This is a genomic window from Gilvimarinus xylanilyticus (assembly GCF_024195295.1).
Taxonomy (GTDB): Bacteria; Pseudomonadota; Gammaproteobacteria; order Pseudomonadales; family Cellvibrionaceae; genus Gilvimarinus; species Gilvimarinus xylanilyticus.
Map to the genome: position 1 here is coordinate 236,621 of NZ_JAMFTH010000003.1, position 23,133 is coordinate 259,753.

Sequence of the window (23,133 nt, forward strand, 5' to 3'; positions counted from 1 at the left end):
TGGCGTCGGACATTAGACGTCCGTCATCCGACGCTCCACTGCTTGCTCTGCAAGGAGTCAGTTTTGGCCTCAGTCGTCAGACATCAGACGTCCAACTCAATTAAAACATCCTCCCCCCGCGCCCGGTGTCTTCCTCTTCAATCGAAAGACTATCGGCCGCATTCGACAGGTAGGTAGCATCGGTCTCCGAGCCCAGTTTAATCATCAAGCGCAAATCGTTGGGCGAGTCGGCGTAGGCTAGGGCGTCTTCGTAGGTGATCTCGCCACTGTCATACAGGGCGTATAGCGCCTGATCAAAAGTCTGCATGCCCAGTTCGGTAGATTTTTTCATCAGCTCTTTTAAATCGCCCACTTCACCCTTGCGGATTAGGTCTGACATCAGAGGGGTATTCAGCAGCACTTCCAGACAGGCGCGGCGCCCCTTGCCGTCCGGGGTGGGAATCAATTGCTGGGCGACAATGCCGCGCAGGTTAAGCGACAAATCCATCCACAACTGGCGGTGACGGTCGGCGGGGAAGAAGTGAATAATCCGGTCCAGCGCCTGGTTGGCGTTGTTGGCGTGCAGGGTACATAGGCATAGGTGACCGGTTTCGGCGAAAGCAATGGCGTGCTCCATGGTTTCGCGCGAGCGCACCTCACCGATCAAAATCACATCTGGCGCCTGACGCAGGGTATTTTTTAGGGCCACTTCGAAAGAATCGGTATCAATCCCCACCTCGCGCTGGGTGATAATACAGCCCTCGTGCTGGTGAATAAATTCGATCGGATCCTCAATGGAAATGATGTGGCCCTTGGAGTTGCGATTGCGGTGGCCAATCATTGAGGCCAATGAAGTCGATTTACCGGTACCTGTCGCGCCCACAAACATCACCAAGCCGCGCTTGGTCATGGCCAGGTCTTTAATCACATCCGGCAGATGCAGATCGTCAATTTTGGGAATCTGAGTTTCGATACGCCGCAACACCATGCCCGCCAGGTTGCGCTGGTAAAAAGCACTGGCACGGAAGCGGCCGATGCCCCGGGCACTGATGGCAAAGTTGAGCTCTTTTTCTTCCAAAAACTCGCGCCGCTGCTTTTCGTTCATTACCGACAACACCAGCTCACGCGCCTTTTCCGGCGCCAGCGCGGTAGCGGTGGCGGGCACCACCTTGCCGTGCAGCTTAATCGACGGCGGCACCCCGGCGGTAATAAATAAGTCCGAAGCCCCCTTGTCCACCATCAATTGCAGTAATCGATCAAAATCCATAATGTCACCCAGCTATTCTCGTTATTCGGTCAAGCTATTCGCCTACCCCAGCGCAGCTTCTGCGTTCTGCGTTCTGCGTTCTGCGTTCTCAGAAATTATCCGGCATTTTGGCTTTTTCTTTTGCCACTTCGCGAGTAATCACCCGGCGAGCCACCAGGTCTTCCAGACACTGATCCATGGTCTGCATACCCACCGAAGCACCCGTTTGAATCGCCGAGTACATCTGCGCGACCTTGTCTTCACGTATCAGGTTACGAATGGCCGGGGTACCACGCATAATTTCGTGGGCCGCCACCCGGCCACCGCCGTTTTTCTTCATCAGTGTTTGCGAAATAACCGCCTGTAGCGATTCCGACAGCATGGAACGCACCATGGCTTTTTCGTTGGCGGGGAATACGTCCACTACCCGGTCAATGGTTTTGGCGGCGCTGGTAGTGTGCAAGGTGCCGAACACCAAGTGGCCGGTTTCGGCAGCGGTAAGGGCCAAACGAATGGTTTCCAAATCCCGCATCTCACCCACCAGGATAATATCCGGGTCTTCCCGCAGCGCCGAGCGCAGGGCTTCGGCGAAGCCGTGCGTATCGCGGTGCACTTCACGCTGGTTCACCAGACACTTTTTCGATTCGTGAACGAATTCGATGGGGTCTTCAATGGTTAAAACGTGTTCGTATTTGTTGTCGTTGATGTAGTCCATCATGGCGGCGAGGGTGGTGGATTTACCCGAACCCGTGGGGCCGGTCACCAGCACCAGGCCTCGGGGTACTGCGCAGATATCGCGAAACACCTGGCCCATGCCCAGCTCTTCCATGGTGAGTACTTTAGAGGGAATGGTACGGAACACCGCACCGGCACCGCGGTTTTGGTTAAAGGCGTTTACCCGGAAACGCGCCACCCCCGGCACTTCAAACGAGAAGTCGGTTTCCAGGAACTCTTCGTAATCTTTGCGCTGCTTGTCATTCATGATCTCGTAGATCAAACTATGCACCTGCTTGTGGTCCATGGGGGGCAGGTTAATACGCCGCACATCCCCATCCACCCGAATCATGGGCGGGAGACCGGCCGAAAGGTGCAAGTCCGAAGCGCCCTGTTTGGCGCTAAAGGCGAGGAGCTCCGTGATATCCATACAGCTAAACCCTTACTCTTTGTCAGTTTTTTGTCATTGCTGTGAGCCACTGAAGTTGGCGCACGCAGGGCAATTTTCGGAAGTCAGATGCACAAGATAGACGAGAAGCTCGCCAATGTCACCGCCCGATTGCGCCGCGCCGCGCAATCGGTGCACCGCAATAGCGAAGATATTACCCTGATTGCGGTCAGTAAAATGCAGGGCGCGGAAAAAATACGTGAAGCTTATGCCTGCGGCCTGCGCAGCTTCGGGGAAAACTACCTGCAAGAGGCGTTGGACAAACAAACCCAGCTGTCCGAGCTATCCGACATTGAATGGCATTTTATCGGGCCGATCCAGTCCAACAAAACCCGCGCCATTGCCGAGCACTTTAACTGGGTTCACAGCGTTGACCGCTTAAAGGTAGCCCGCCGCCTGGCCGAACAGCGCCCAGAGGGGTTACCCGCGCTCAACATTTGCCTGCAGGTGAATGTGGACGCTGAATCTAGCAAGGCCGGTGTCAGCCTAGACGAGTTGCCCGTATTGGCCGCCGAGGTAGCGGCTCTGCCCGGTCTTAACCTGCGTGGACTTATGGCCATTCCGGCCAAATCCGACAACTACGACACCCAATGCCGGGCGTTTACCGAGGTGCGCAACGCTCTGCAACAGCTGCGCACCCAGCTCCCCGATGTGCCTTTGGACACCCTGTCGATGGGAATGTCGGGGGATTTGGAAGCGGCCATTGCCAGCGGCGCCACCATGGTGCGCATTGGCACCGACCTTTTCGGTGCCCGCACGCCTCAGACACCCTCAAAGGATTTTTCATAATGGTCAGAAATATTGCGTTTATCGGCGCCGGCAATATGGCCGGCGCCATTATTAAAGGTTTGATCGCAGGCGATTACCCCGCCGAGCGTATACGCGCCACCACTCGCAGCGCGGAGTCGGCGCAACAGGCTGCGGATAAACTGGGCATTACCGTGGGCACCGATAACGCCGAGACCGTCCGCTGGGCCGAGGTGGTCGTGTTGGCGGTCAAACCACAGATGCTAAAAGACACCTGCGAGGCCTTGGCGCCCGATTTAAACCAGCAGCTGATTCTCTCGGTAGCGGCCGGCATTGATACCCGCGCCCTAGCCCAATGGCTGGGGGATGACCTGGCCATTATCCGCAGCATGCCCAATACCCCCTCCCAGGTGGGCGTAGGCGCCAGTGGATTATTTGCCAACCCCAAGGCCTCCGATAGCGATCGGGCCTTTGCCCAACAAGTGGCCGAAGCCACGGGACTGTGCGCCTGGGTAGAGGATGAAGCATTGATTCACGCCGTCACGGCGGTATCGGGTTCCGGTCCGGCTTATTACTTTCTGTTTATGGAAGCGATGATTGAAGCGGCGCAAAAACTGGGGCTGGATGCCGAAAGCGCCCGCACCCTCACCCTGCAAACCGCTCTGGGTGCCGCCAGCCTTGCCGCGGGCGTCGATACCCCGGTGGATCAACTTAAGCGCAACGTGATGTCCCCCGGCGGCACCACCGAGCGGGCAATACACACGTTTGAACAGGGCGAGTTACGCGAACTGGTGGAAAAAGCCATGCGCGAATGCGCCGCCCGTTCCGAATCACTGGGCCGCGAGCTCACCCAATAAGTCAGGCTAAAAGGAGCCACGATGAACGCGATGCAAGAAATGCTAATTTACCTGATCCGCACCCTGGGCTCGCTGTATATGCTCATTATTCTGTTGCGCTTTTTGCTGCAGCTGGTGCGCGCCGACTTCTACAACCCGATTTCCCAGGGCATCAGCAAGGCAACCAACCCCTTACTGCTGCCGCTGCGCCGGGTAATTCCCGGATTTTACGGCATTGACCTCGCCTCGCTGGTACTGGCACTGCTGCTGCAATGGGTGGCCGGTCAGTTAATTTACCTGGTTGCCGGTGGCGGACTGCTCAACCCCCTTATTATCCTCCCCATGGGTGTGGTGGGCATTTTGAAAATGCTGGTGCAGATCTACTTTATCGGCATGATTATCTACATTATTGCCAGCTGGGTGGCCCCGTTCAGCCACAACCCGGCTTTGGTGTTGCTGCGCCAGTTAATTGAGCCGGTGATGGCCCCCATCCGCAAGGTGATTCCACCGCTCGGCCCGATTGATCTATCCCCTATTTTCTTGTTCTTATTCCTCAACCTGTGCAATCAGTTTCTGATTCCGGCCATCGCTCAGGCGTTGGGCGCCCAGGGAATTTTGCTCGGGTTTTAAGCTTTGGGCCCCGCAGGGCCCAAAGCTGGCATTAGCACAGGTTATGCGCTTTAATGGGAGATTGAGCAACAATTAGACAGGACCTTACCGCAGACCATGGATATAAAAAACCTGCACCGCCAAATGGCGCAATACAATACTTGGAAGACCCAGCTCGACGGACGCCTGCAAGCGTTCGGCGAGTGGTGCAAAACCCACCAACTGGTCACCGATGACGCCCAGCGATATTTGCAGCGCGCGCGTAAACTGTTAAGTGCCGAATCCTTCACCGTCGCCTGTGTGGGCGAGTTCTCGCGCGGCAAGACAGAACTCATTAACGCCCTGCTTTACAGCCAAACCACCGGGCGTTTGCTGCCCTCGCAGCCGGGGCGCACCACCATGTGCCCGACCGAAATTTTCTGGGATCCGGCTCAGCCGCGCAACTGTGTGCGCCTACTGCCCATTGAAACCCGGCGCAGCGCGACCAGCATGCAAAACTTTAAGCGCATTCCGCAAAACTGGTTCACCATTGAATTCAACCCGGCCGAGCACGAATCCATTGCCGATGCTATTGGCCAGGTATCGGCTAATAAGCGAGTGACCCGCGCCGAGGCCCAGCGCCTGGGCTTTGATGTGGCCACCCTGACGCAAGACAAAGCCAGCGGCATGGTCGAGGTGCCCATCTGGCGCCACGCCCTGATTAACCTGGATCACCCCCTGCTGCGCGAGGGCCTGCGTATTGTCGACACCCCGGGGCTCAATGCACTGGGCAACGAACCCGAGCTGACCCTGAAAACCCTGCCCGATGCGCAAGCTATTTTGTTTCTGCTGGCGGCCGACAGCGGCGTCAGCGCCAGTGATATGACGATTTGGCGCGACCACATCGCCCATCTGCGCGACAGTAATGGCACCGCCATTTTGGCCCTGCTTAACAAAATAGACACCCTCTGGGATGACCTAACCCCGGCGGCCGAAACCGCCGCCAACGTCGAGCGCGTGCGTATCGAAACAGCCCACCTGCTACAGCTGGCGCCGGAACAGGTTCTGCCGCTGTCTGCCCGGCAGGCGCTGCTGGCCAAAACTCGCCAGCGCAGTGAAACTCTGCAACGCAGCAATTTCCCCATGCTGGAAGAGAGGCTGGCTGAATGTATTATGCGCTCGCAGCAGCAAATCGTGAGTCATCGCCTGGTTAGCAACAGCCACGCGATGATTAGCAACACCTACACAAGCCTGACCCGGCGTATTGACGAGGCCGAATCTCAATTGGGCCAGTTGCGCGATAGCCGCGACACCCAAGCCGAAGAAGAAGTCGCCCGCCAGCGCGAGAAAGTGCGCGCAGCCCACCATCGCCATCACAAGCAATCCCTGTCACTGCGCACCAGCAAAAAACTGCTGAGCCACCAAAAAGCCTCGCTTGAGGCGCCGATTGCCGAGGCCAAGCTTGAGCGTATGATCGACGAGGCCTACCAAAAAATGGCCGACAGCTGGACCACGGTGGGACTCACCCGTGCCATCGGCGATTTCTTTGACGATGTCGACAGCTGCATGAACCAACTGCTGCGCGAGGTCGACCGGGCCAATAAGGTTCTTACCAGTATTTATCAGCGCCCCGAACACGGCCTGGACGAGTCCATGGCGCGCAAGCACCAGCTAAACTTCACCGCCGAGCGGCGTCAACTGCGCAATCTGGAAGCCAATGCCGAACGCCTGCGCCACTCGCTCAACAGCGTTATCGCGCCCAAAAAGACGTTAATTAACCGCTTTATCGCCACCTTGGTAAAAGAAGTTAAAGCGCTGTTTGGCTCTTTGCAGACGTCCACCTGCGACTGGCTGGAAGATGCCCTGACGCCTCTGGTGCACCACAACCAGCACCAAAAACAATTGTTGGAGCATCAGATGATGCGCCTGGGCCAACTGCGCGAACAAGGTGTCAGTCACAGTGAAAAGCTGCGGGCTTTGGAAGCCGACCTGAGAGAGCTGCGCCTTGCGCGCAAGGGATTAACCCCGCTGTTTGCCGAGGTCAGCCGCAGCCCTGAACCCGCCCCGGGCAATAGTGCTAAGGTCGTCTCACTGCACGCGGCGCGACAGGCTGCTGGATAACTGGCTTCGCCTCGCGAAATGACGCCAGTACTTGCAGGGGCTTAGGCGCCCCCTTAGACTTGCGTCTTTTCTCTGTCATACAGTGGCCGGTTTCGAATGACACAAGCTTTTCCTGCGGACTCCATAGGTTTGGTTGCCCCCCAAACCTACAGTTTTACCGAGCCTTTCACACTCGCCTGCGGCCGCACCCTCGAGCAGTTTGATCTAGTCGTGGAAACTTACGGCGAACTCAACGCCGATAAGTCCAATGCGGTGCTCATCTGTCACGCACTGTCCGGGGATCATCACGCGGCGGGCTATCACTCCAGCGAAGACCGTAAACCCGGCTGGTGGAACGGCTATATCGGACCGGGTAAACCCATTGATACCGACAAGTTTTTTGTCGTGTCGCTGAACAATTTGGGGGGCTGCAGCGGCTCCACCGGCCCGGGCTCGGTCAACCCCGAGACCGGCAAAGTATGGGGCGCAGACTTTCCCAAACTCAGGGTGCGCGACTGGGTGCACTCCCAGGCGCGCCTGGCGGACCGGCTGGGCATTAGCCAGTGGGCAGCCGTGGTGGGCGGTAGCCTAGGAGGCATGCAGGCGATGCGCTGGGCGCTGGAGTATCCCTCGCGCCTGCGTCACTGTGTTGTCATCGCCTCGGCGATGAAGCTGAGCGCGCAGAATATTGCCTTTAACGAAACCGCCCGCCAGGCCATTATGGCCGACCCGGAATTTCACGGCGGTGATTATTTTAACCACCACACCTACCCCAAAAGCGGGCTGGCGGTGGCGCGTATGATCGGCCATATCACCTATTTATCCGACCACGTCATGGGCGAGAAATTTGGCCGCGAACTGCGCAGCGGCAGCTTTACTCAGGGTCTGGATGAAGCGGTGGAATTTCAGGTAGAGAGCTATCTGCGCTACCAGGGCGATACTTTCTCCGACCGCTTCGACGCCAATACTTACATGCTAATGACCCGCGCCCTGGATTATTTTGATCTGGCGCGCGAGTACAACGACGACCCGGCCACCGCCTTTCGCCGCGCTCAATGCGACTTTTATGTCGCCTCGTTTACCACCGACTGGCGGTTTCCGGTAGAGCGCTCGCGGGAAATTGTCGACGCACTGATTGCCGCGCAGAAAAACGTGAGCTACACGGAAATAGAATCCCCCTACGGCCACGACGCCTTCTTGCTGCCCAATGAGCACTATCGCGCCGCCTTTGGCCGCTATATGGCCGGCATTATCACGGAGTAACCATGCGCTTCGATTTTAATCAGTTACTGACCTGGATCGCCCCGCAAAGCCGGGTGCTGGATTTGGCCTGTGGCGACGGCAGCCTGTTAAAGCTTCTGCGCGAGCAAAAACAGGTGCACGGTTACGGCCTGGAAATTGACCCCAAACAAATCGAAACCTGCATCAGCCGGGGGGTTAATGTTCTCAATCAAAATTTAGACCGGGGTCTGGAAAACTTTGAAACCGACAGTTTTGATACCGTGCTGATGACCCAGGCGCTGCAGACCATGCGCTACCCGCATATTGTGCTGGATGAAATGCTGCGGGTAGGCAAGGAATGTATTATTACCTTCCCCAATTTCGGCCACTGGAAAGCCCGTTATCATTTGGCCATTCGCGGCCGTATGCCGGTGTCGGACTTGCTGCCCTACGAGTGGTACGACACCCCCAACATTCACTTTTGTACCTTTACCGATTTTGAGGTGCTGTGTCGGCAAAAGAACATTACCGTTCTGCATCGGCAGGTGGTCAATGAACAGTCGGTGCAGTGGCTGGGTGACTTGGCCCCTAATCTATTTGGTGAAACGGCCATTTACCACTTAAGCAAGTAACCCACGTCTTGGAGTTAGCTATGTTTTCATCCCCTACCCGATGGCTCGCACTGACCCTCCTGGCACTTGCCAGCCTGGGCACCAGTGCCCAGGAAATTCCCCAGGCCCGGGAGATTGTCGACTCCGAGCGAAGCGCGCAATTCGGCGCCTATACCATACACTTTAGCGTGTTTAACAGCGCTTTTGTGCCGCCCGATATCGCCGAAATTTACCAGATTAACCGCGCCTCTAATCGCGCCCTGATCAATATCAGTGTGACTCGCGAGGACGACGGAAAAACCAGCCTGGGACTGCCCGCCGAGGTAACCGGCACCGCCAGTAATTTGCTGCAGCAAATGCGCACCTTGGATTTTCAGACCATCAGCGAAGGCGACGCCACCTACTACCTGGCGGATTTAAAACACACCAATGAAGAAGTATTTAACTTTGCCATTAGCGTCACTCCCGAGGGCACTGACACCCCACTGAACGTTAAATTTTCCCGCAAACTGTATCTCCAGGGAGGCGAATAATGCCGCAGCAAGTGGTACTGGCCAGCTCTAACCCCGGCAAGCTTAAAGAGTTTCAGCAACTGCTGGCCGATGTCGGTTTTGATGTATTGCCCCAGGGACAATTCGATGTCACGGATGCCGAAGAAACCGGCTTGAGCTTTGTGGAAAACGCCATTATCAAAGCGCGCAACGCCTGCGTGGCAACCGGTTTGCCCGCGCTGGCCGATGACTCCGGCATAGAAGTAGACGCCCTGGAGGGACGCCCCGGCATCTACTCGGCGCGCTTTGCCGGCCCCGGCGCCACCAATGAGAGCAATAACGCCAAATTACTCGAACAACTGCAAGGCGTTGCTCCAGCCGCACGCACCGCCCGCTACCAGTGTGTCCTGGTGTATATGCGTCACGCCAACGACCCCACCCCCATTATCTGCCAGGGCAGCTGGGAGGGCAGGATTTTGGAGGCCCCCCAGGGCGATGGCGGATTCGGTTACGATCCGCTCTTTTACGTACCCAGCCACGAGTGTGCAGCCGCCGAGCTTAGCAAAGACGAAAAAGGCCGTATCAGCCATCGGGCGAAAGCGCTGCAAGCCCTGCTGCAAAACCTGAGCGAAACCTCTTCTTAGACTTTCCCGTAATCACCGTTGGGCGTGCCGTTTAACCAACACACAAAGGGGCGCCCACTAATTTCCTACCGCTTTTGCACAAACTGACACCCGTCACTGTATTGCCTGTAAAAGGGCCACTTGCCACCTTCTCGCTCCGACCCAACCTGGGACGACCCTTGACCACTGGGTATTCATAGTAACGCTACCACGCTCCGTATCGACTCGACTGGAGCGGGATAAAACAGCGGCCGGTCTATCTCTATACCGGCGGACTTTGAACAATAATAAAGAGGTCACAATGAAAGCAAATCTCGGTTTACCCTTTGCGGTGGGCGCACTAACGCTCACCCTAACGGCCTGCGGCGGCAATTCGGAGGGCGATGAGAACAGCTCCTCTATAGCCAGTTCGGTCGTTTCTTCCAGCGCGGGCGAAAACAGCTCGTCCTCGGTAGACAACTCAAGCGAATCTTCGGTCAGCTCTTCAAGTGTATCCAGCAGCGTATCGTCGGTCACTCTTAGCTCTTCGGACAGCAGCAGCTCAGTAAGCTCGGCCGTCAGCAGTAGCTCGGTCAGCTCGACATCCAGCGCCCAGTCGTCTAGCTCCAACGAAGATAGCTCCAGTAGTTCGGTTCAGTCTTCCAGCTCCTCGTCAACACCCACGACGGCCTGGAACCTGGTGTGGCAAGACGAATTTGAAGGTGCCAGTATCGACACCACAAAGTGGGAACACGAGGTTAACTGCTGGGGCGGAGGCAACAACGAGCAACAGTGTTACACCGATCGCGCCGACAACAGCTATGTGCAAGACGGCAAACTGCATATTGTCGCTCGCCAGGAAACCTTTAGCGGTCCGGCGGTTAATAACGAAAACCCCGATTACGACCCCAGCGACACCTCGGCCACTATGCCCTTCACCTCGGCTCGCTTACGTACCCGCAACAAAGCCGATTGGACCTACGGCCGCATGGAAATCAACGCCAAGTTGCCCCAGGGCGACGGCCTATGGCCCGCTATCTGGATGCTGCCCACTGACTCTGAATACGGCGGCTGGCCCCTGAGCGGTGAAATCGACATTATGGAAGCGGTTAACCCCAATGCCGGTGGCGGTAATATCACCCACGGCACCCTACATTACGGCCAAGTGTGGCCCGGCAACTTAAACACTGGCAGTGCCTATACGCCACCGGCCAATGTCTGGGAGGAGTTTCATACCTACGCCATTGAGTGGGAGCAAGGCGAAATCCGTTGGTACGTCGACGACGTTCACTTTGCCACCCAGACTCAGGACGATTGGTTTACCTATTACTGGGGCGGCCAGGAACATGGCTTCCAATTAGGCGCCGAGGACGCTCCTTTTGATCAAAACTTTCACTTGCTGTTAAACGTTGCAGTGGGCGGCAACTGGCCGGGTGCCCCAGATGGTACCGCCAGTTTCCCGCAGGCCATGGAAGTCGACTACGTGCGCGTCTACGAATGCTCGGCCGACCCAGTCACCGGTAAAGGTTGCGCCACCGTGGATCCAGGGGCTAAAGATGTTACCGGTGCGGCTGCGCCCACGCCCGTCAGTGTGGATTTATACAACGCAGGCCCCGCCAGCTTCACCTTCAACACTGTTGACGGTGAGGTCACCAACACTTTGGTGCCCGGTTTTTACGACAATGGAACCGGCAACGTCATCAGCACCCCGGATGCCACGGACGCCCAGGGCAATACTGTATGGGACGTTGAGTTTAACGGCCCGGGCAATGTGTTTTTATCAAGCGGTGACATGAGCGCTCACTACGAGGTCAACGACGGCTTAAAGTTCACCAACGTCGCCGACTATGGCGAACTGCGCTTCAGTATGTTGGTTCAGGCCATTGACCCAACCACCGAACTGCAGGTTAAGCTCGACAGTGTTTGGCCCAACGTTAGCTTCCATGCTATCGACGTGCCCACCGTGGGCGAGTGGACTCAGGTCTCGGTAGCCATCAACCAGCTAGCGCCCAACAACATCGAGTCCGGAGAAGCAAACCTGGGCCAACTGGTTAACGCGTTTGTGCTAGAAGCCTCGGGCGGTACCGCCCATGTGCAACTGGCCGACATTCAGCTGAACTGCTTAAGCCCCTGTGGGGTGGACCCTGTCCTGGCGTCGGTAAGCGATACTCTGACCGAGCAGTTCGACATTTTTGCCAATGGCATGCCCGGCGCCAACTGGGACTTTGGCGTGGGCACCTGGGATAACAACTCTGGCCGCGTTAGCACCGAAGTGGTTAACGACGTAGACCGTGGCGATGTTCTGGATATTAACTTTGCCGAAACCGGCGAAAACGGCTTGGCATTTATTCAATCCACCACCACCAAAAACGCCCGCGCCTTTGCCAGCAATGGCAAGCTGCGTTTTGACATTAAGGTGCTTGATTACGGCACCAACACCGGCGGCATTGTGGTTAAAGCTGAAAGCGGCCCGGGTGTTAGCACGGGCGATTACGTGATCGAACGTGTACCTGAGGATGTTTGGACCACACTCACCATTGATATCGCCGACCTACTGGCCGCCCCTGGTGGCAGTGGCTTTAATATCGACGCCTTTAATACACCGTTTGTGATTTTACCTGCTTGGAACGATCAGGGCGGTGTGCATTTGCGCGTCGATAACATCGAGTGGATTGACGGCAGCGGCTCTGCCGAGCCTAGCATTGACGCCTTAGAGGCCCCCTTTACGGTTTACGACCAAGGCGCACCAGGCCCCGAGTGGGACTTTGGCGTGGGTAAATGGGACAACGACACCGGCCACGTCGGTATCAGTACGGTAGCCGATAGCGCGCGAGGCAATGTACTGCAACTGGACTTTAGCGACAGTGGTAACAACGGCTTGGCGTTTGTCCAGTCAACCCAGGCGAAAGATCTGAGCGCCTTCGCCAGTGATGGGCAGTTAGTGTTCGACTTAAAAGTGCTCGACTTTGGAAGCAACACTCAAGGCTTGGTGGTTAAACTGGAGAGCGGCCCCGGGGTAGGTACTGGCGACTATGTTATCCACACCCCCATTGCCGGTGTCTGGACCGAGTACACCATCGATATTGCCGACTTGCTAGGCCATACAGGCACTCACGGCGACTTCGATATCAGCGCGATGAACACTCCCTTTACTATCTTGCCGGTATGGGGCGATCAGGCCGGCGTGCAATTGCAGCTTGATAACGTGCGCTGGGTGTTCGAAACATCGACGAGTTCATCCTCAAGCAGCTCATCAAGCAGTGCGGGCACCGGTTCGTCCAGCTCTAGCTCAGAAAGCTTCAGTTCTATTTCTAGCTCGTCCAGTACTAGCTCGGAAGGCCCAAGCTCCAGCTCTAGCAGCTCATCCAGCACCGATAGCACCGTGCCTGAGACCCTCGACTCAGGTTGGGAATTAGTGTGGAACGATGAGTTTAACGGCACCGACATCGACGGCACGAAGTGGGAGCACGAAGTTAACTGCTGGGGCGGCGGCAACAACGAAGCCCAGTGCTACACCGATGACTCAGCGAACAGCTATGTCGAAGACAGCCTGCTGCACATCGCCGCGATCTATGAACCCGGACAAGTATGTGGCCCGGCGACTAACCAAGAGGACCCCAACTACAATCCAGCCGATACATCGGTCTGTAAAGACTACTCATCGGCCCGCCTACGCACCCGAGGCAAAGCCGATTGGCAGTACGGCCGTATGGAGATCCGCGCAAAAATGCCGCAAGGCGTGGGCGTATGGCCCGCTCTGTGGATGCTACCCAGCGACAACATTTACGGTGCATGGCCACACAGTGGCGAAATCGATATCTTTGAGGCATTCCAACCTGGCGTTTCAGGCCCTGCCCCTACCGGTGCCGCCAACGAGATGCACGGCACCTTGCACTATGGGTTCGCCTGGCCTTGGAACCAGTACAGTGGCGCCGGCTACGAGCCACCCACAAACATCTGGGATGACTTTTACACCTACGCCGTAGAGTGGGAAGAGGGCGAGATCCGCTGGTATGTAGACGACGTACTGTTTGCCCGCAACACTGGCAACTGGTTTATCTACTACTGGGGCGGCCAAGAGGTAGGCTATCAAGTCGGTGAAGACGCACAGCCGTTCGATCAAGCCTTTCATATGCTTTTGAATGTAGCGCTGGGCAACGGCGAATACATTGATCTGCCAACGTTTACCGATACCCGCACCATGACCGTAGACTATGTGCGTGTATACGAGTGCGCCCACGACCCGGTGACTGGCAAAGGCTGTGAAAGCGCAGCAGATGACAGAGACGTCACCAACATTGTCGGCCATCTACCGCCTGCGGATGCGCGCGATGAGCTGGTGCTTTACAGCGGCGCCGACGGTGGCATTCAGACCCTGAGCTTCGACGTAAACGGAACCACGGTGCAAAACCCTCTGCAATACGCCGAATGGAATGACAGTGGTGCGCTCGCCTCGAACCCCAGCGCTGCCCCAATTGATGATGGCTCGGGCAGCACTACCGTGTGGGACTTGCAGTTCAATAATACAGGTGCTGCTGTTGCTTGGTTAGCGTCGGACGCTATGAGCAGTTATCCAGGGGTAGAGGCAGGCTTTAACTTTGGCAGTGATCCTTTGCATAACCGGCCCCGCAACCTGGGTGAGTTTAAGTTTGATATTTGGGTTGAAGCGGCTAATATCGGCAGCAAACTGGTTGTTAAGCTGGGCTCAGGCTTTCCCGACCTTAGTATCGAAGACGTCGACCTCACGGCGGATATGGTGGGCAAGTGGACACCCGTTTCGGTGCGCTTTTACAGCCTGCGCCAGGCCGAAGGCTCGTGGTCGCAAGTCGACTGGTCGTCAGTAATGCGCCCCATCGAGTTAGAGCTTCTGGGCGGCGCCGCCCATATCCAGCTGGATAATATTCGCATCGCCTGCTTGGAGGATTGCGCCATTGAACCCAAGTTGGCACCGGTAACCATCACTGACGACATGGACGTATTCGTCAACGGCTTAGCGGCCGATTGGGGTAATCCAGGATTCGGTGTTTGGCAGGCAGAGGGGCAAATAATCAACCTTGACGCCACAGTAACCGATGCCGATAAAGGCACCGTGCTGCAAGCGGAGTTTACCCAAAATAATATGGGCACCTTCTACATTCAGGATGCTGCGGCCAAAGACTTAAGCGCCTTTGCTAACGGCAACCTGGTGTTTGACCTCAAAGTCGTGAGTAACAGTGGCAATAGCGACGGCTTTTTGGTCAAGGTAGAGTCAACCGGGGGCAACTCAAGCAATGAAGTCCCGGTCCCCCTGCCTGCGGGCAACGACTGGACCACGATAAGCGTGCCTTTTACCGAACTGGCTAACGGGGCCTTTGATTTGGAAAAGGTCAATACGCCCTTTTCCATGTGGCCCGTATTCGGGCAACAACAGGTCACTTTCCAAATCGCGAATCTGCGCTGGGAACTGCCCGACTGATAACCGGGGCATAAGACCTTTTAATGCCAACAGGGAGGTTGGCTCAACTGATACAAAAAGGGCCCGCAAACCGAGTTTGCGGGCCCTTTTCTCGGGCTGCGACTTGCAGCTATTTCAAGGTAAGGGGTTCGCCCTCAAAGTGAACGCCGTCCCAGCCGTGCTGAATAAAATTGCGAATATTACCGTGGTCTGTGCCCTCGGGGTGCTGCAATACATCCTCGCGGTAGAACTTGCCAAAACAGGCCAGAGTTTGCGCCTCGGTCAGGCCGTGCAGCTGGCCAAATGCCAGTATCTTGCACGATCCCTGATTCTCATCCGCACTGTTGCTCAAATCACCGTTGCGAAACGCCGTAGCCTGATGTTGGTAATAGGCGTCAATCACCGCCATTGTCTCGCTAAACTCGACATTGAGCGGCTCTTCGGTCAATTTGTGGATAAACATTTCCAGCGTCATGGCGTACCTCGTATAACGTTAAACCGCTATTTTAGAGCTACGGCCCGCCGGGAACAATCAGCCGTCGTCGCTAAAGCGACTGCTTAGGGTTCCCTGAGCGCTGGAGATCTCTGTGGCGTCATGAGCCAAACTTAACTGCGCACTGAACACCGCGCAGCGATGCTGAGCCCCTTCGATGCTGACGATTACGTGCAAAGGCTCGCCCCGCCAAGCGCGTAAATGATTGATTTCCAGCTCACTAATGTCGCACTCGCCCAAGCTTTCAGGGCACGCTAACTGAGCGGCACAATCGACCAAGCTGGGCAGCACACTCTTTAACAGTGAGGGGGAGCAGTTTAGTCCGGGCTTTGTCGCAACATCCAAAACCGCCGAGACACCGGGAAAATAACTGGCCTGAATGGCAAAAAACGCACTGGCCGGGTGAGACTCCACCCATTGGTTGGGTGTATAGGCGTGAGTGTTGATTTCTGTGGGCATGGGTAATGACATAGCAACCTCTGTATTTTGTTTTTGGTTATTTTGCGTCTCTCGGCTCTAAGACTAGAAAAAACAGAGGTTAAGGACTAATGCTATTGGGATTTTCACTGCGAGAAGTGCAAAAGTTGAAGATTTAGGACCGATTTTCTTATTTCTGATGAACTTTAACTATCACCTCTTTCGCCCTTATAAATCCCCCTAAAGGCTTTAGGGGTACAACCATACTCATCTTTAAACAATTTGTTGAAATACGAGACATTCTTGTAACCCACCGAATAAGCAATTTCGGCAATGCTGGGGTCGGCGCCGTCCGACAAGAGTCGGGCCGCCTCAGTCAGGCGGACCTTGTTTAAATATCCCGTAAAGGTATAGCCCAGCTCCGCCTTGAGAATCGAGTTGATTTTGCCGCGTCCCACTCCCGTTGCCGAGGCAATTCCATCGAGGTTCAGCTCGCTGTTCGGGTACTCGGTGGCCAGATAACGTAATATCGCTTCTTTATCGCGATCCTGACGTGGCTCTACCGACAGCTGCTGATACGCCACCAGGGGCCGGTCTTTTTGCAATTTCAATTTAAGGGCTTCGGTAAGCGCCCGCGTGTGTGCACGGAATAGCCAAATAATAGCCAGCAACCAGACCAGCCCCAATATACCGGCGAGTAAATAGAGATAACGCCAGTCCCGTCCGCGCAACTCCAGCGCGTTAATTTGCACCCGTGCCGAATCCACCATGGGGCTTTGATGGGTCGAGCCAAACACCAGACGAGGCACCCGGTTAAGCTGGTAATCAAGCATCGACAACTTTAGCTCGAACTTATCCAGCCACCATTGCGGCGTTTCCAGGCGGGTCAAGTCCAGCTCAACGCTGGACCAATGTTGGTCACAGGAAAAGTAAGTCGCCGGAGAGCGGTAGCTCAGCATATCCCCCTCGCGGGTAATACCCTCTTCAAATGTGTGCGCGGCAAAGGCCAGAACATTGGCGGGGGCGCATTTTACGTTAAAGCTAAGGGTGTGATAGCCGGTCAAATCCAACAGGGTCGCCTCGCCCGCGGCATCGACAAAGTTGAGCAAAACTCCGGCGTAAGGGTATTCGGCAACATCGGATAAGCTAAACGAATAGTCCAGACTGTAGCGATCATCGTGCACCTGCACACCCGAGCGCCCCCCCTGATACTGGTCAGTTTCGGGGCTTAGATGCCAGGCGAATTCACTGTCAGCGGCCGGCAGCAACACCCGCGAAGAGAAGGTGTTGCGGATACACCACACACTGACCAATGCACTGAACAGTAAAAGGCCAAGCAGCAGAGCGAGCATTTTTTTATAAAACTGGAGCATTATTGACCGAGTCGCGTTGTTGTCGTCGCTTATCCTACCGGTATTTGCCCCATCCGAATAGCGCCCCACGTCAGTGGTTTGGCAGAGCGCGGCAATAGGCGTAAAATACCGCCTCACAATCCTCGGGGTGGCCCGCACCTTAGGCCTGAGAAAGACCCGTTGAACCTGATCCGGTTAATGCCGGCGTAGGGATAGGACACTCCTCATATCCGCGCTTATTTCGCATGCCGGGTCTCCTGTTGCTGTTGGAGACTCTATGAAACCCACTTACTTTGTTTTAGCCGCTCTACCCTTGGCCGTTGCCGCCCAGGCGCAAACCGACTCGATTGAAGAGATTCTGGTAACCGCCGACTTTCGCGCAACCAACTTGAGCGAGCTGGCCACCAGCGCCACGGTCATTAATGCCGACGCCATCAACGCCCGTGGCGCCGAGCACCTAGCGCAAATTTTAAACACCGCCCCCAATGTGAATTTTTCCACCGGCGCATCGCGCGGCCGCTTTTTTCAAATTCGCGGTATCGGTGAGCGCAGCCAATTTATTGAGCCGGTTAACCCGTCCGTTGGCCTGCTGGTCGATGGCATAGACTTAACCGGCATTGGCGGCGCAGCAACCACGCTGGACATTGCCCAGGTGGAAATTTTGCGCGGCCCGCAGGGCACACTCTATGGTGCCAACGCCCTGGCAGGCTTAATCAATATGGTATCAGCCGCCCCCACTCAAGAGTTCAGCGGCGAAGTGAACGCCACCCTGGGCGACTACAATATTCAAACCTTAAGCGGAGCCATTAGCGGCGGGCTCACCGATACCCTGAGCGCCCGCGTCGCACTGGAGCAACACAGCTCCGACGGCTACCAGGATAACGACTACTTAAATATTGACGACAACCAGAACATCGACGAACAAACCGCCCGCGCCAAACTGCGCTGGCAGCCCAGCGATGCGCTGCAATTGGATGTGACCGGCCTGTACGTCAATGTCGATAACGGCTACGACGCCTTCTCTTTGGACAACACCCGCACCACCTTGTCGGATAACCCCGGCCACGACCGCGCCGAAACCTCAGCTGGCTCGGCGCGCCTGCAGTGGCGCTTAAACGATGCGGTCTCACTGGTGGCGCTGGGCAGCCACGCGCAATCGGATACCGAGTACGGTTTTGATGAAGACTGGACCTACGCGGATATTTGCAGTGACTTCACTTGTATTTATGACGGCTACAGCTCAACCGATAATTACCTGCGCGATATCGACAACACCACCGCCGATTTACGCCTGGTGTCCAACAACGAACGCCACGAATTCGGTTGGGTGGCCGGTGTGTATTACCGCGACCAGAACGAGAGCTTACTGCGCCAGTACACTTATGCAAGCGGGGACTTTACCAGCGATTTCAGCGCCGAAAACACCGCCCTGTACGGCCAGTTGGATATCCCCCTAAGCGCAGCGCTTAAACTCGTCACCGGCCTGCGCTACGAAGAGCGCAGCGCCGACTACCGCGACAGTGACGACGTAAGCTTCACCCCTGAAGACGATATGCTGGGCGGCAAGCTGGCACTGGAATACCACACCGATTCCACCTTGTATTACGGTTTAATCTCGCGCGGTTACAAAGCGGGCGGCTTTAACAGCAACACCGCCCTGCCCGAAAGCTCGCGGGAATATCAGCCGGAATTTTTGTGGAACTACGAAGTGGGCGCCAAGTTTGCCTCCAACGATAATCGCATCACCAGCAATATCGCCGTGTTCTACCAAGATCGCGACGACGTGCAAACCAAGCAATCGCTGCTGCAACAAATTGATGGCGACACCTGCCCCTGCAGCTTTGAGGATTACACCACCAATGCCGCCGCTGGCCACAGCTACGGCTTAGAAGTAGACATTAATTGGCAGGCAAGCGAGGCCTTGCGCCTATTCGCAAGCCTGGGGTTGCTGCGTTCGGAATTTGATAATTTTCAAAGCTATGTTCACGCTGGAGCCAACCCCGGCGAGGGCGAGGCTTACGATTTATCCGGCCACGATTTACCCCACGCACCCCACTATCAATTTACCGCCGGTGGCGAATACTTTTTTACCGATCACTGGTTTGCACGGTTAGAGATAGAGGGCAAAGACAGCTTTTATTTCTCCAGCCGTCACGAAGCCCAGGCCGACTCTTATGAGCTGTTTAACGCCCGTCTAGGCTATGCCACCGAGCACTGGGAGCTGGCGCTTTGGGGCCGCAATCTGACCGATGAAGACACTCAAACCCGAGGCTTTGGCGCCTTCGGCAACGACCCGCGCAAAGGTTACGACACCGAGCCCTATTATCAATTTGGCGAACCGCGCGTCGTGGGTTTGTCCGGCACTTACCGCTTTTAAGGAAAACTTATGAAACTGACCGCCGAACTGAGTATGTACCCGTTTAACGAGGAATATATTCCGCCCATTAAAGGCTTTATTGACTGGCTAAATCAGCAAGAGGGCTTGCTGGTATCCACCAAGCCCACCTGCACGATTATTACCGGCGACTATGAACGGGTAATGCATGTGCTGGGCGAAGGCATGCGCTACAGCGTTGAAACCTGGGGTAAAGCCGTGTTTGTGAGTAAATTTTTGCCTGGCTTTGAGGCCCTACCCGAGGCCGATGCGTGAGCGAAGTCAGTGAAGTCATCGCCCAAGCCTGGGCGCAGATGTCCGGCTGGGAAATAACGGCAGTCATTCTTGCGATTGCTTATCTGCTTCTGGCGGTCAAACAAAACAGTTGGTGCTGGTACTGCGCCTTTGCCAGCACAGCGATTTACACCGCCCTGTTTTGGGATGTTCAGCTGCTAATGGAATCAGCGCTTAATGTTTACTATATGGCAATGGCGGTTTACGGTTGGTGGCAATGGCGCCACGGCGGTAGCAACGACACACAGCTGCCGGTACAACGCTGGAAGCTAAAGCAGCACAGCCTCACTCTGGCTGCCATTGCAGCGCTCACCTTAGTATCCGGCACCTTATTAAGCCGCTATACTGAAGCGGCTTGGCCCTACGTGGATTCTTTTACCACCTGGGCCAGCGTGATTACCACCTTTATGGTAGCCCGCAAAATTTTAGAAAACTGGCTTTACTGGATGGTTATTAACAGCACTTCGATATTTTTATTTATCGACCGCGGAATGTATTTAACCGCGCTCTTGCTGGTGTGCTATTTAATAATCTCGGTATTTGGCCTAATCAACTGGCAAAGGGATTATCGCCGACAAGCCGCCTATGGCTGAGCAGAATATTCTTCAAGCCATACTCGCGGGCTGGCGCGATTGGCCGCTGCCACTCGACGCCCCACCGAAAGTATTGGGGCCAATTCCCGGCGGTCGTACCAATCGCAATATTCAGCTGCAGGTTCCAGGCTCGACCCGTTCGATCATTCTGCGTATCAATAACCCGCGCGGACGACACCTGGGTATTGATCGCGACGATGAAGCGCAAATTGTTCACACCGCGGCGCTGGCCGGCATTACTCCCGAACCTATCTACCGCGATCCGGCACACCGCTTCGCGCTCTTGCCCTACGTGCAAGCCCGCACCTGGAACCCCGCGGATATGGCCAACCCCGAGCAGCGCAAGCGACTGCTGGCGCTGCTGCAGAGGGTGCGCCGCCTTTCCCCCGCTACCGGCAGGCGGAGCTATTTGCGATACCTGCAACAATATTGGACTCAGTTGGAATCCAGCGCCGCTATTGACGCGCAACTGCGCGACCGCTGGCATCATTTTCTGCCCCGTCTCGAGGCTTTTGACCAAGGAGACTGGCCCGCCGAACTCACTCACCACGATTTAATTGCCGAGAATATTTTGGACACCGGAAGCCAGCTGTATTTAATTGACTGGGAATATGCCGCTCTGGGCCACGCCGATATCGACCGTTGGTGCATTGATCCACAACTGGTGACAGAACCTTTTATTCACGAGCTGGCGCAGTGGACCAACGACCTGTGGGAAGCTGTGTTGCGCTTATTAAAAAGTCAAAACAGCAAAGGTTAACGCTCCTTAACCCATACTTTTTGCCGATAGGTGCTCCTAACGCCACTATCCGCTAAACTCTGTCCACCGATAACAATAGTCAACAGGACCACATCATGCCCCAGATCAAATTCTTACCCCTCGGCATATACTGTGCTGCACTGTTAGCAGGCTGCAGTCACTCCACCAGCGAGCCGCTCCCAAACGCCTCACAACCCGAAACCGAGCAGTGGCAAACCCTCTTCAATGGCAGCGACTTAACCGATTGGACCATTAAAATCGCCGGCTACCCATTAAACGACAATGCGCTGGATACCTTCCGGGTACAAGACGGTAAACTGGTCGTGAGCTACGACCAGTACGACGAATTTAAGGGGCGCAATGGCCATATCTTTTATAACCAGCCCTTCTCTCACTACCGCATAAAAATCGAGTATCGCTTTGTAGGCGAGCAGGCTGCGGGCGCCCCCGATTGGGCCTGGCGCAACAACGGTATTATGTATCACGCTCAATCCCCCGAGAGCATGGCCCTGGAACAGGGCTACCCCGCCTGTATGGAAGTGCAGTTACTGGGCGGCAATGGCACCGATGAGCGCCATACCTCCAACCTGGTCACGCCAGGCTCCCACTCGGTTTACAACGGCGAGCTGCGCGAAGATCACATTATTGAAAGCACCAGTAAAACCTATCACGGTGACCAATGGGTAAGCGCAGAAGTTGAGGTCCACGGCGACGAGCTCGCCATTCATCGGGTAGAAGGCGAAGAAGTTATTCGCTACAGCGGCATGCAACTGGATGACGGCACACCGCTGACCGAGGGCTATATTGCGTTGCAGGCCGAAAGTGCGCCCATTGAATTTCGTTCAGTCAAACTGCTGAACTTAAAAGGCTGTATGGACCCAGAGGCGAGCAACTATAAATCTTATTTTGTCGCCAATGATCCTGAGGCTTGCGAGTACTAAGAATTTAAACGCGCTAACGACTGCCCGTAGCGGTAATCAATAGTCTCCAGCAATAAAAAAAGCCCCGCTCGGTTCGAGCGGGGCTTTTTTGTCAGCAGCTAATATCAGCGCTCTTTCACAGCCGCACTTCAATGCCGCGCTCGGCCATAAATTCTTTGGCCTCGCCCACGGTGTACTCACCAAAGTGAAAAATGCTCGCCGCCAGAACCGCATCGGCGCGGCCTTCGGTAACGCCATCGGCCAGGTGTTGCAGGCTACCCACGCCGCCCGAGGCGATAACGGGAATGGGCACGGCGTCGCTGATGGCTCGCGTCAGCTCTAAATCAAAACCGTTTTTGGTGCCGTCGCGGTCCATGCTGGTTAACAGAATTTCACCGGCGCCGTTGGCGCACATTTTTTTCGCCCACTCCACCGCATCTATGCCGGTGGGTTTGCGACCGCCGTGGGTAAAAATCTCCCAGCGTTTGGGCTCGCCCTCAGCGCTGACTTGCTTGGCATCAATGGCCACCACAATGCACTGAGCGCCGAAGCGGTCGGAAGCGGCTTTCACAAAATCCGGATTGTGTACCGCCGCCGAGTTAATGCCGACCTTGTCGGCCCCGGCGTTCAGCATATTGCGAATGTCTTCCACGGTGCGAATACCACCGCCCACGGTGAGGGGAATAAACACTTCACTGGCGATGCGCTCGACCGTGTGCACGGTGGTGTCGCGGCCCTCGTGGCTGGCGGTGATATCCAGAAAGGTAATTTCGTCGGCGCCCGCCTCGTTATAGCGTTTGGCAATTTCCACCGGGTCACCGGCATCGCGGATATCGACAAACTGCACACCTTTTACCACGCGGCCGTTGTCGACATCCAGACAGGGAATTATGCGTTTAGCCAGGCCCATAAA

At 55.8% G+C, this 23,133-nt stretch carries 20 protein-coding genes and 1 riboswitch; of the genes, 14 read left to right on the plus strand and 6 right to left on the minus strand.

Translation table 11 applies throughout. From position 1 onward, the window contains the following. Positions 1-100: 100 nt before the first annotated feature. Both M6D89_RS11555 and M6D89_RS11560 read right to left on the minus strand, forming a co-directional pair. A complete protein-coding gene (locus tag M6D89_RS11555; RefSeq protein ID WP_253968228.1) occupies positions 101-1,246 on the minus strand; it encodes a PilT/PilU family type 4a pilus ATPase in 1,146 nt (381 codons plus the stop codon). 88 nt (positions 1,247-1,334) lie between these two features. Beyond that, positions 1,335-2,369: a type IV pilus twitching motility protein PilT gene (locus tag M6D89_RS11560; protein ID WP_253968229.1), complete on the minus strand. Its 1,035-nt coding sequence runs from the start codon at positions 2,367-2,369 to the stop codon at positions 1,335-1,337. Positions 2,370-2,456: 87 nt separating this feature from the next. On the opposite strand from M6D89_RS11560, the gene M6D89_RS11565 reads away from it, so the two are divergent. The 9 genes from M6D89_RS11565 to M6D89_RS11605 all read left to right on the plus strand — a co-directional run bounded on the left by M6D89_RS11565 (position 2,457) and on the right by M6D89_RS11605 (position 15,038). Continuing rightward, the gene (locus tag M6D89_RS11565) at positions 2,457-3,176 is read left to right on the plus strand and encodes a YggS family pyridoxal phosphate-dependent enzyme (RefSeq protein WP_253968230.1); all 720 of its coding nucleotides are present in this window, start codon (positions 2,457-2,459) and stop codon (positions 3,174-3,176) included. Continuing rightward, on the plus strand, positions 3,176-3,991 hold the full coding sequence (proC, locus tag M6D89_RS11570) for a pyrroline-5-carboxylate reductase (protein WP_253968231.1): 816 nt from the start codon (positions 3,176-3,178) through the stop codon (positions 3,989-3,991). Before M6D89_RS11565 ends, proC begins: the two co-directional genes overlap by 1 nt. Before the next feature lie 21 nt (positions 3,992-4,012). Beyond that, positions 4,013-4,600 carry a YggT family protein gene (locus M6D89_RS11575; RefSeq protein ID WP_253968232.1) on the plus strand — a complete coding sequence of 196 codons (588 nt, stop codon included), beginning with the start codon at positions 4,013-4,015 and terminating at the stop codon, positions 4,598-4,600. Between the two features lie 96 nt (positions 4,601-4,696). Then, positions 4,697-6,679 (plus strand): dynamin family protein, encoded by a 1,983-nt coding sequence (locus tag M6D89_RS11580; protein ID WP_253968233.1) that lies wholly within the window; start codon positions 4,697-4,699, stop codon positions 6,677-6,679. A 96-nt stretch (positions 6,680-6,775) separates the two neighbouring features. Then, entirely contained in the window at positions 6,776-7,921 is a 1,146-nt protein-coding gene (gene metX, locus M6D89_RS11585; protein WP_253968234.1) for a homoserine O-succinyltransferase MetX, read from the plus strand. Positions 7,922-7,923: 2 nt separating this feature from the next. Then, positions 7,924-8,511, plus strand: coding sequence for a methionine biosynthesis protein MetW (gene metW / locus M6D89_RS11590; RefSeq protein ID WP_253968235.1), 588 nt, complete (start codon positions 7,924-7,926; stop codon positions 8,509-8,511). Positions 8,512-8,531: 20 nt separating this feature from the next. Then, complete coding sequence (locus tag M6D89_RS11595) at positions 8,532-9,023, plus strand: DUF4426 domain-containing protein (protein WP_253968236.1); 492 nt, start codon at positions 8,532-8,534, stop codon at positions 9,021-9,023. After that, complete coding sequence (rdgB, locus tag M6D89_RS11600; RefSeq protein WP_253968237.1) at positions 9,023-9,625, plus strand: RdgB/HAM1 family non-canonical purine NTP pyrophosphatase; 603 nt, start codon at positions 9,023-9,025, stop codon at positions 9,623-9,625. Before M6D89_RS11595 ends, rdgB begins: the two co-directional genes overlap by 1 nt. Positions 9,626-9,905: 280 nt before the next feature. Then, entirely contained in the window at positions 9,906-15,038 is a 5,133-nt protein-coding gene (locus tag M6D89_RS11605; RefSeq protein WP_253968238.1) for a family 16 glycosylhydrolase, read from the plus strand. A 109-nt stretch (positions 15,039-15,147) separates the two neighbouring features. On the opposite strand, the gene M6D89_RS11610 is transcribed toward M6D89_RS11605, so the two are convergent. The 3 genes from M6D89_RS11610 to M6D89_RS11620 form a co-directional block, all read right to left on the minus strand. Further along, positions 15,148-15,492, minus strand: a complete 345-nt coding sequence (locus tag M6D89_RS11610) for a HopJ type III effector protein (protein WP_253968239.1) — start codon at positions 15,490-15,492, stop codon at positions 15,148-15,150. A 57-nt stretch (positions 15,493-15,549) separates the two neighbouring features. Further along, positions 15,550-15,981, minus strand: coding sequence for a hypothetical protein (locus M6D89_RS11615; protein ID WP_253968240.1), 432 nt, complete (start codon positions 15,979-15,981; stop codon positions 15,550-15,552). Positions 15,982-16,133: 152 nt separating this feature from the next. Further along, positions 16,134-17,300, minus strand: a complete 1,167-nt coding sequence (locus M6D89_RS11620; protein ID WP_253968241.1) for a helix-turn-helix domain-containing protein — start codon at positions 17,298-17,300, stop codon at positions 16,134-16,136. Between the two features lie 113 nt (positions 17,301-17,413). Continuing rightward, positions 17,414-17,510, plus strand: a riboswitch (TPP riboswitch). 46 nt (positions 17,511-17,556) lie between these two features. On the opposite strand from M6D89_RS11620, the gene M6D89_RS11625 reads away from it, so the two are divergent. From M6D89_RS11625 to M6D89_RS11645, 5 genes are all read left to right on the plus strand, one after another. Next, positions 17,557-19,656, plus strand: a complete 2,100-nt coding sequence (locus M6D89_RS11625) for a TonB-dependent receptor (protein WP_253968242.1) — start codon at positions 17,557-17,559, stop codon at positions 19,654-19,656. Positions 19,657-19,665: 9 nt separating this feature from the next. Beyond that, positions 19,666-19,929: a hypothetical protein gene (locus tag M6D89_RS11630; RefSeq protein WP_253968243.1), complete on the plus strand. Its 264-nt coding sequence runs from the start codon at positions 19,666-19,668 to the stop codon at positions 19,927-19,929. Positions 19,930-19,967: 38 nt separating this feature from the next. Next, positions 19,968-20,540 carry a nicotinamide riboside transporter PnuC gene (pnuC, locus tag M6D89_RS11635; RefSeq protein ID WP_254722332.1) on the plus strand — a complete coding sequence of 191 codons (573 nt, stop codon included), beginning with the start codon at positions 19,968-19,970 and terminating at the stop codon, positions 20,538-20,540. Continuing rightward, the gene (locus M6D89_RS11640; RefSeq protein WP_253968245.1) at positions 20,533-21,300 is read left to right on the plus strand and encodes a choline/ethanolamine kinase family protein; all 768 of its coding nucleotides are present in this window, start codon (positions 20,533-20,535) and stop codon (positions 21,298-21,300) included. Before pnuC ends, M6D89_RS11640 begins: the two co-directional genes overlap by 8 nt. 95 nt (positions 21,301-21,395) lie before the next feature. Beyond that, positions 21,396-22,241 (plus strand): 3-keto-disaccharide hydrolase, encoded by an 846-nt coding sequence (locus M6D89_RS11645; protein ID WP_253968246.1) that lies wholly within the window; start codon positions 21,396-21,398, stop codon positions 22,239-22,241. A 115-nt stretch (positions 22,242-22,356) separates the two neighbouring features. On the opposite strand, the gene hisF is transcribed toward M6D89_RS11645, so the two are convergent. Next, positions 22,357-23,130 (minus strand): imidazole glycerol phosphate synthase subunit HisF, encoded by a 774-nt coding sequence (gene hisF, locus M6D89_RS11650; protein ID WP_253968247.1) that lies wholly within the window; start codon positions 23,128-23,130, stop codon positions 22,357-22,359. Positions 23,131-23,133 lie beyond the last annotated feature (3 nt).

Coding starts and splice junctions, on each gene's coding strand:
- pnuC (WP_254722332.1), top strand. CDS start 19,968: ATGTCCGGCTGGGAAATAACGGCAGTCATTCTTGCGATTGCTTATCTG.
- M6D89_RS11580 (WP_253968233.1), top strand. CDS start 4,697: ATGGATATAAAAAACCTGCACCGCCAAATGGCGCAATACAATACTTGG.
- M6D89_RS11615 (WP_253968240.1), bottom strand. CDS start 15,981: ATGTCATTACCCATGCCCACAGAAATCAACACTCACGCCTATACACCC.
- M6D89_RS11565 (WP_253968230.1), top strand. CDS start 2,457: ATGCACAAGATAGACGAGAAGCTCGCCAATGTCACCGCCCGATTGCGC.
- metX (WP_253968234.1), top strand. CDS start 6,776: ATGACACAAGCTTTTCCTGCGGACTCCATAGGTTTGGTTGCCCCCCAA.
- proC (WP_253968231.1), top strand. CDS start 3,176: ATGGTCAGAAATATTGCGTTTATCGGCGCCGGCAATATGGCCGGCGCC.
- M6D89_RS11630 (WP_253968243.1), top strand. CDS start 19,666: ATGAAACTGACCGCCGAACTGAGTATGTACCCGTTTAACGAGGAATAT.
- M6D89_RS11555 (WP_253968228.1), bottom strand. CDS start 1,246: ATGGATTTTGATCGATTACTGCAATTGATGGTGGACAAGGGGGCTTCG.
- M6D89_RS11645 (WP_253968246.1), top strand. CDS start 21,396: ATGCCCCAGATCAAATTCTTACCCCTCGGCATATACTGTGCTGCACTG.
- M6D89_RS11625 (WP_253968242.1), top strand. CDS start 17,557: ATGAAACCCACTTACTTTGTTTTAGCCGCTCTACCCTTGGCCGTTGCC.
- M6D89_RS11620 (WP_253968241.1), bottom strand. CDS start 17,300: ATGCTCCAGTTTTATAAAAAAATGCTCGCTCTGCTGCTTGGCCTTTTA.
- M6D89_RS11560 (WP_253968229.1), bottom strand. CDS start 2,369: ATGGATATCACGGAGCTCCTCGCCTTTAGCGCCAAACAGGGCGCTTCG.
- rdgB (WP_253968237.1), top strand. CDS start 9,023: ATGCCGCAGCAAGTGGTACTGGCCAGCTCTAACCCCGGCAAGCTTAAA.
- M6D89_RS11575 (WP_253968232.1), top strand. CDS start 4,013: ATGAACGCGATGCAAGAAATGCTAATTTACCTGATCCGCACCCTGGGC.
- hisF (WP_253968247.1), bottom strand. CDS start 23,130: ATGGGCCTGGCTAAACGCATAATTCCCTGTCTGGATGTCGACAACGGC.
- M6D89_RS11610 (WP_253968239.1), bottom strand. CDS start 15,492: ATGACGCTGGAAATGTTTATCCACAAATTGACCGAAGAGCCGCTCAAT.
- metW (WP_253968235.1), top strand. CDS start 7,924: ATGCGCTTCGATTTTAATCAGTTACTGACCTGGATCGCCCCGCAAAGC.
- M6D89_RS11595 (WP_253968236.1), top strand. CDS start 8,532: ATGTTTTCATCCCCTACCCGATGGCTCGCACTGACCCTCCTGGCACTT.
- M6D89_RS11640 (WP_253968245.1), top strand. CDS start 20,533: ATGGCTGAGCAGAATATTCTTCAAGCCATACTCGCGGGCTGGCGCGAT.
- M6D89_RS11605 (WP_253968238.1), top strand. CDS start 9,906: ATGAAAGCAAATCTCGGTTTACCCTTTGCGGTGGGCGCACTAACGCTC.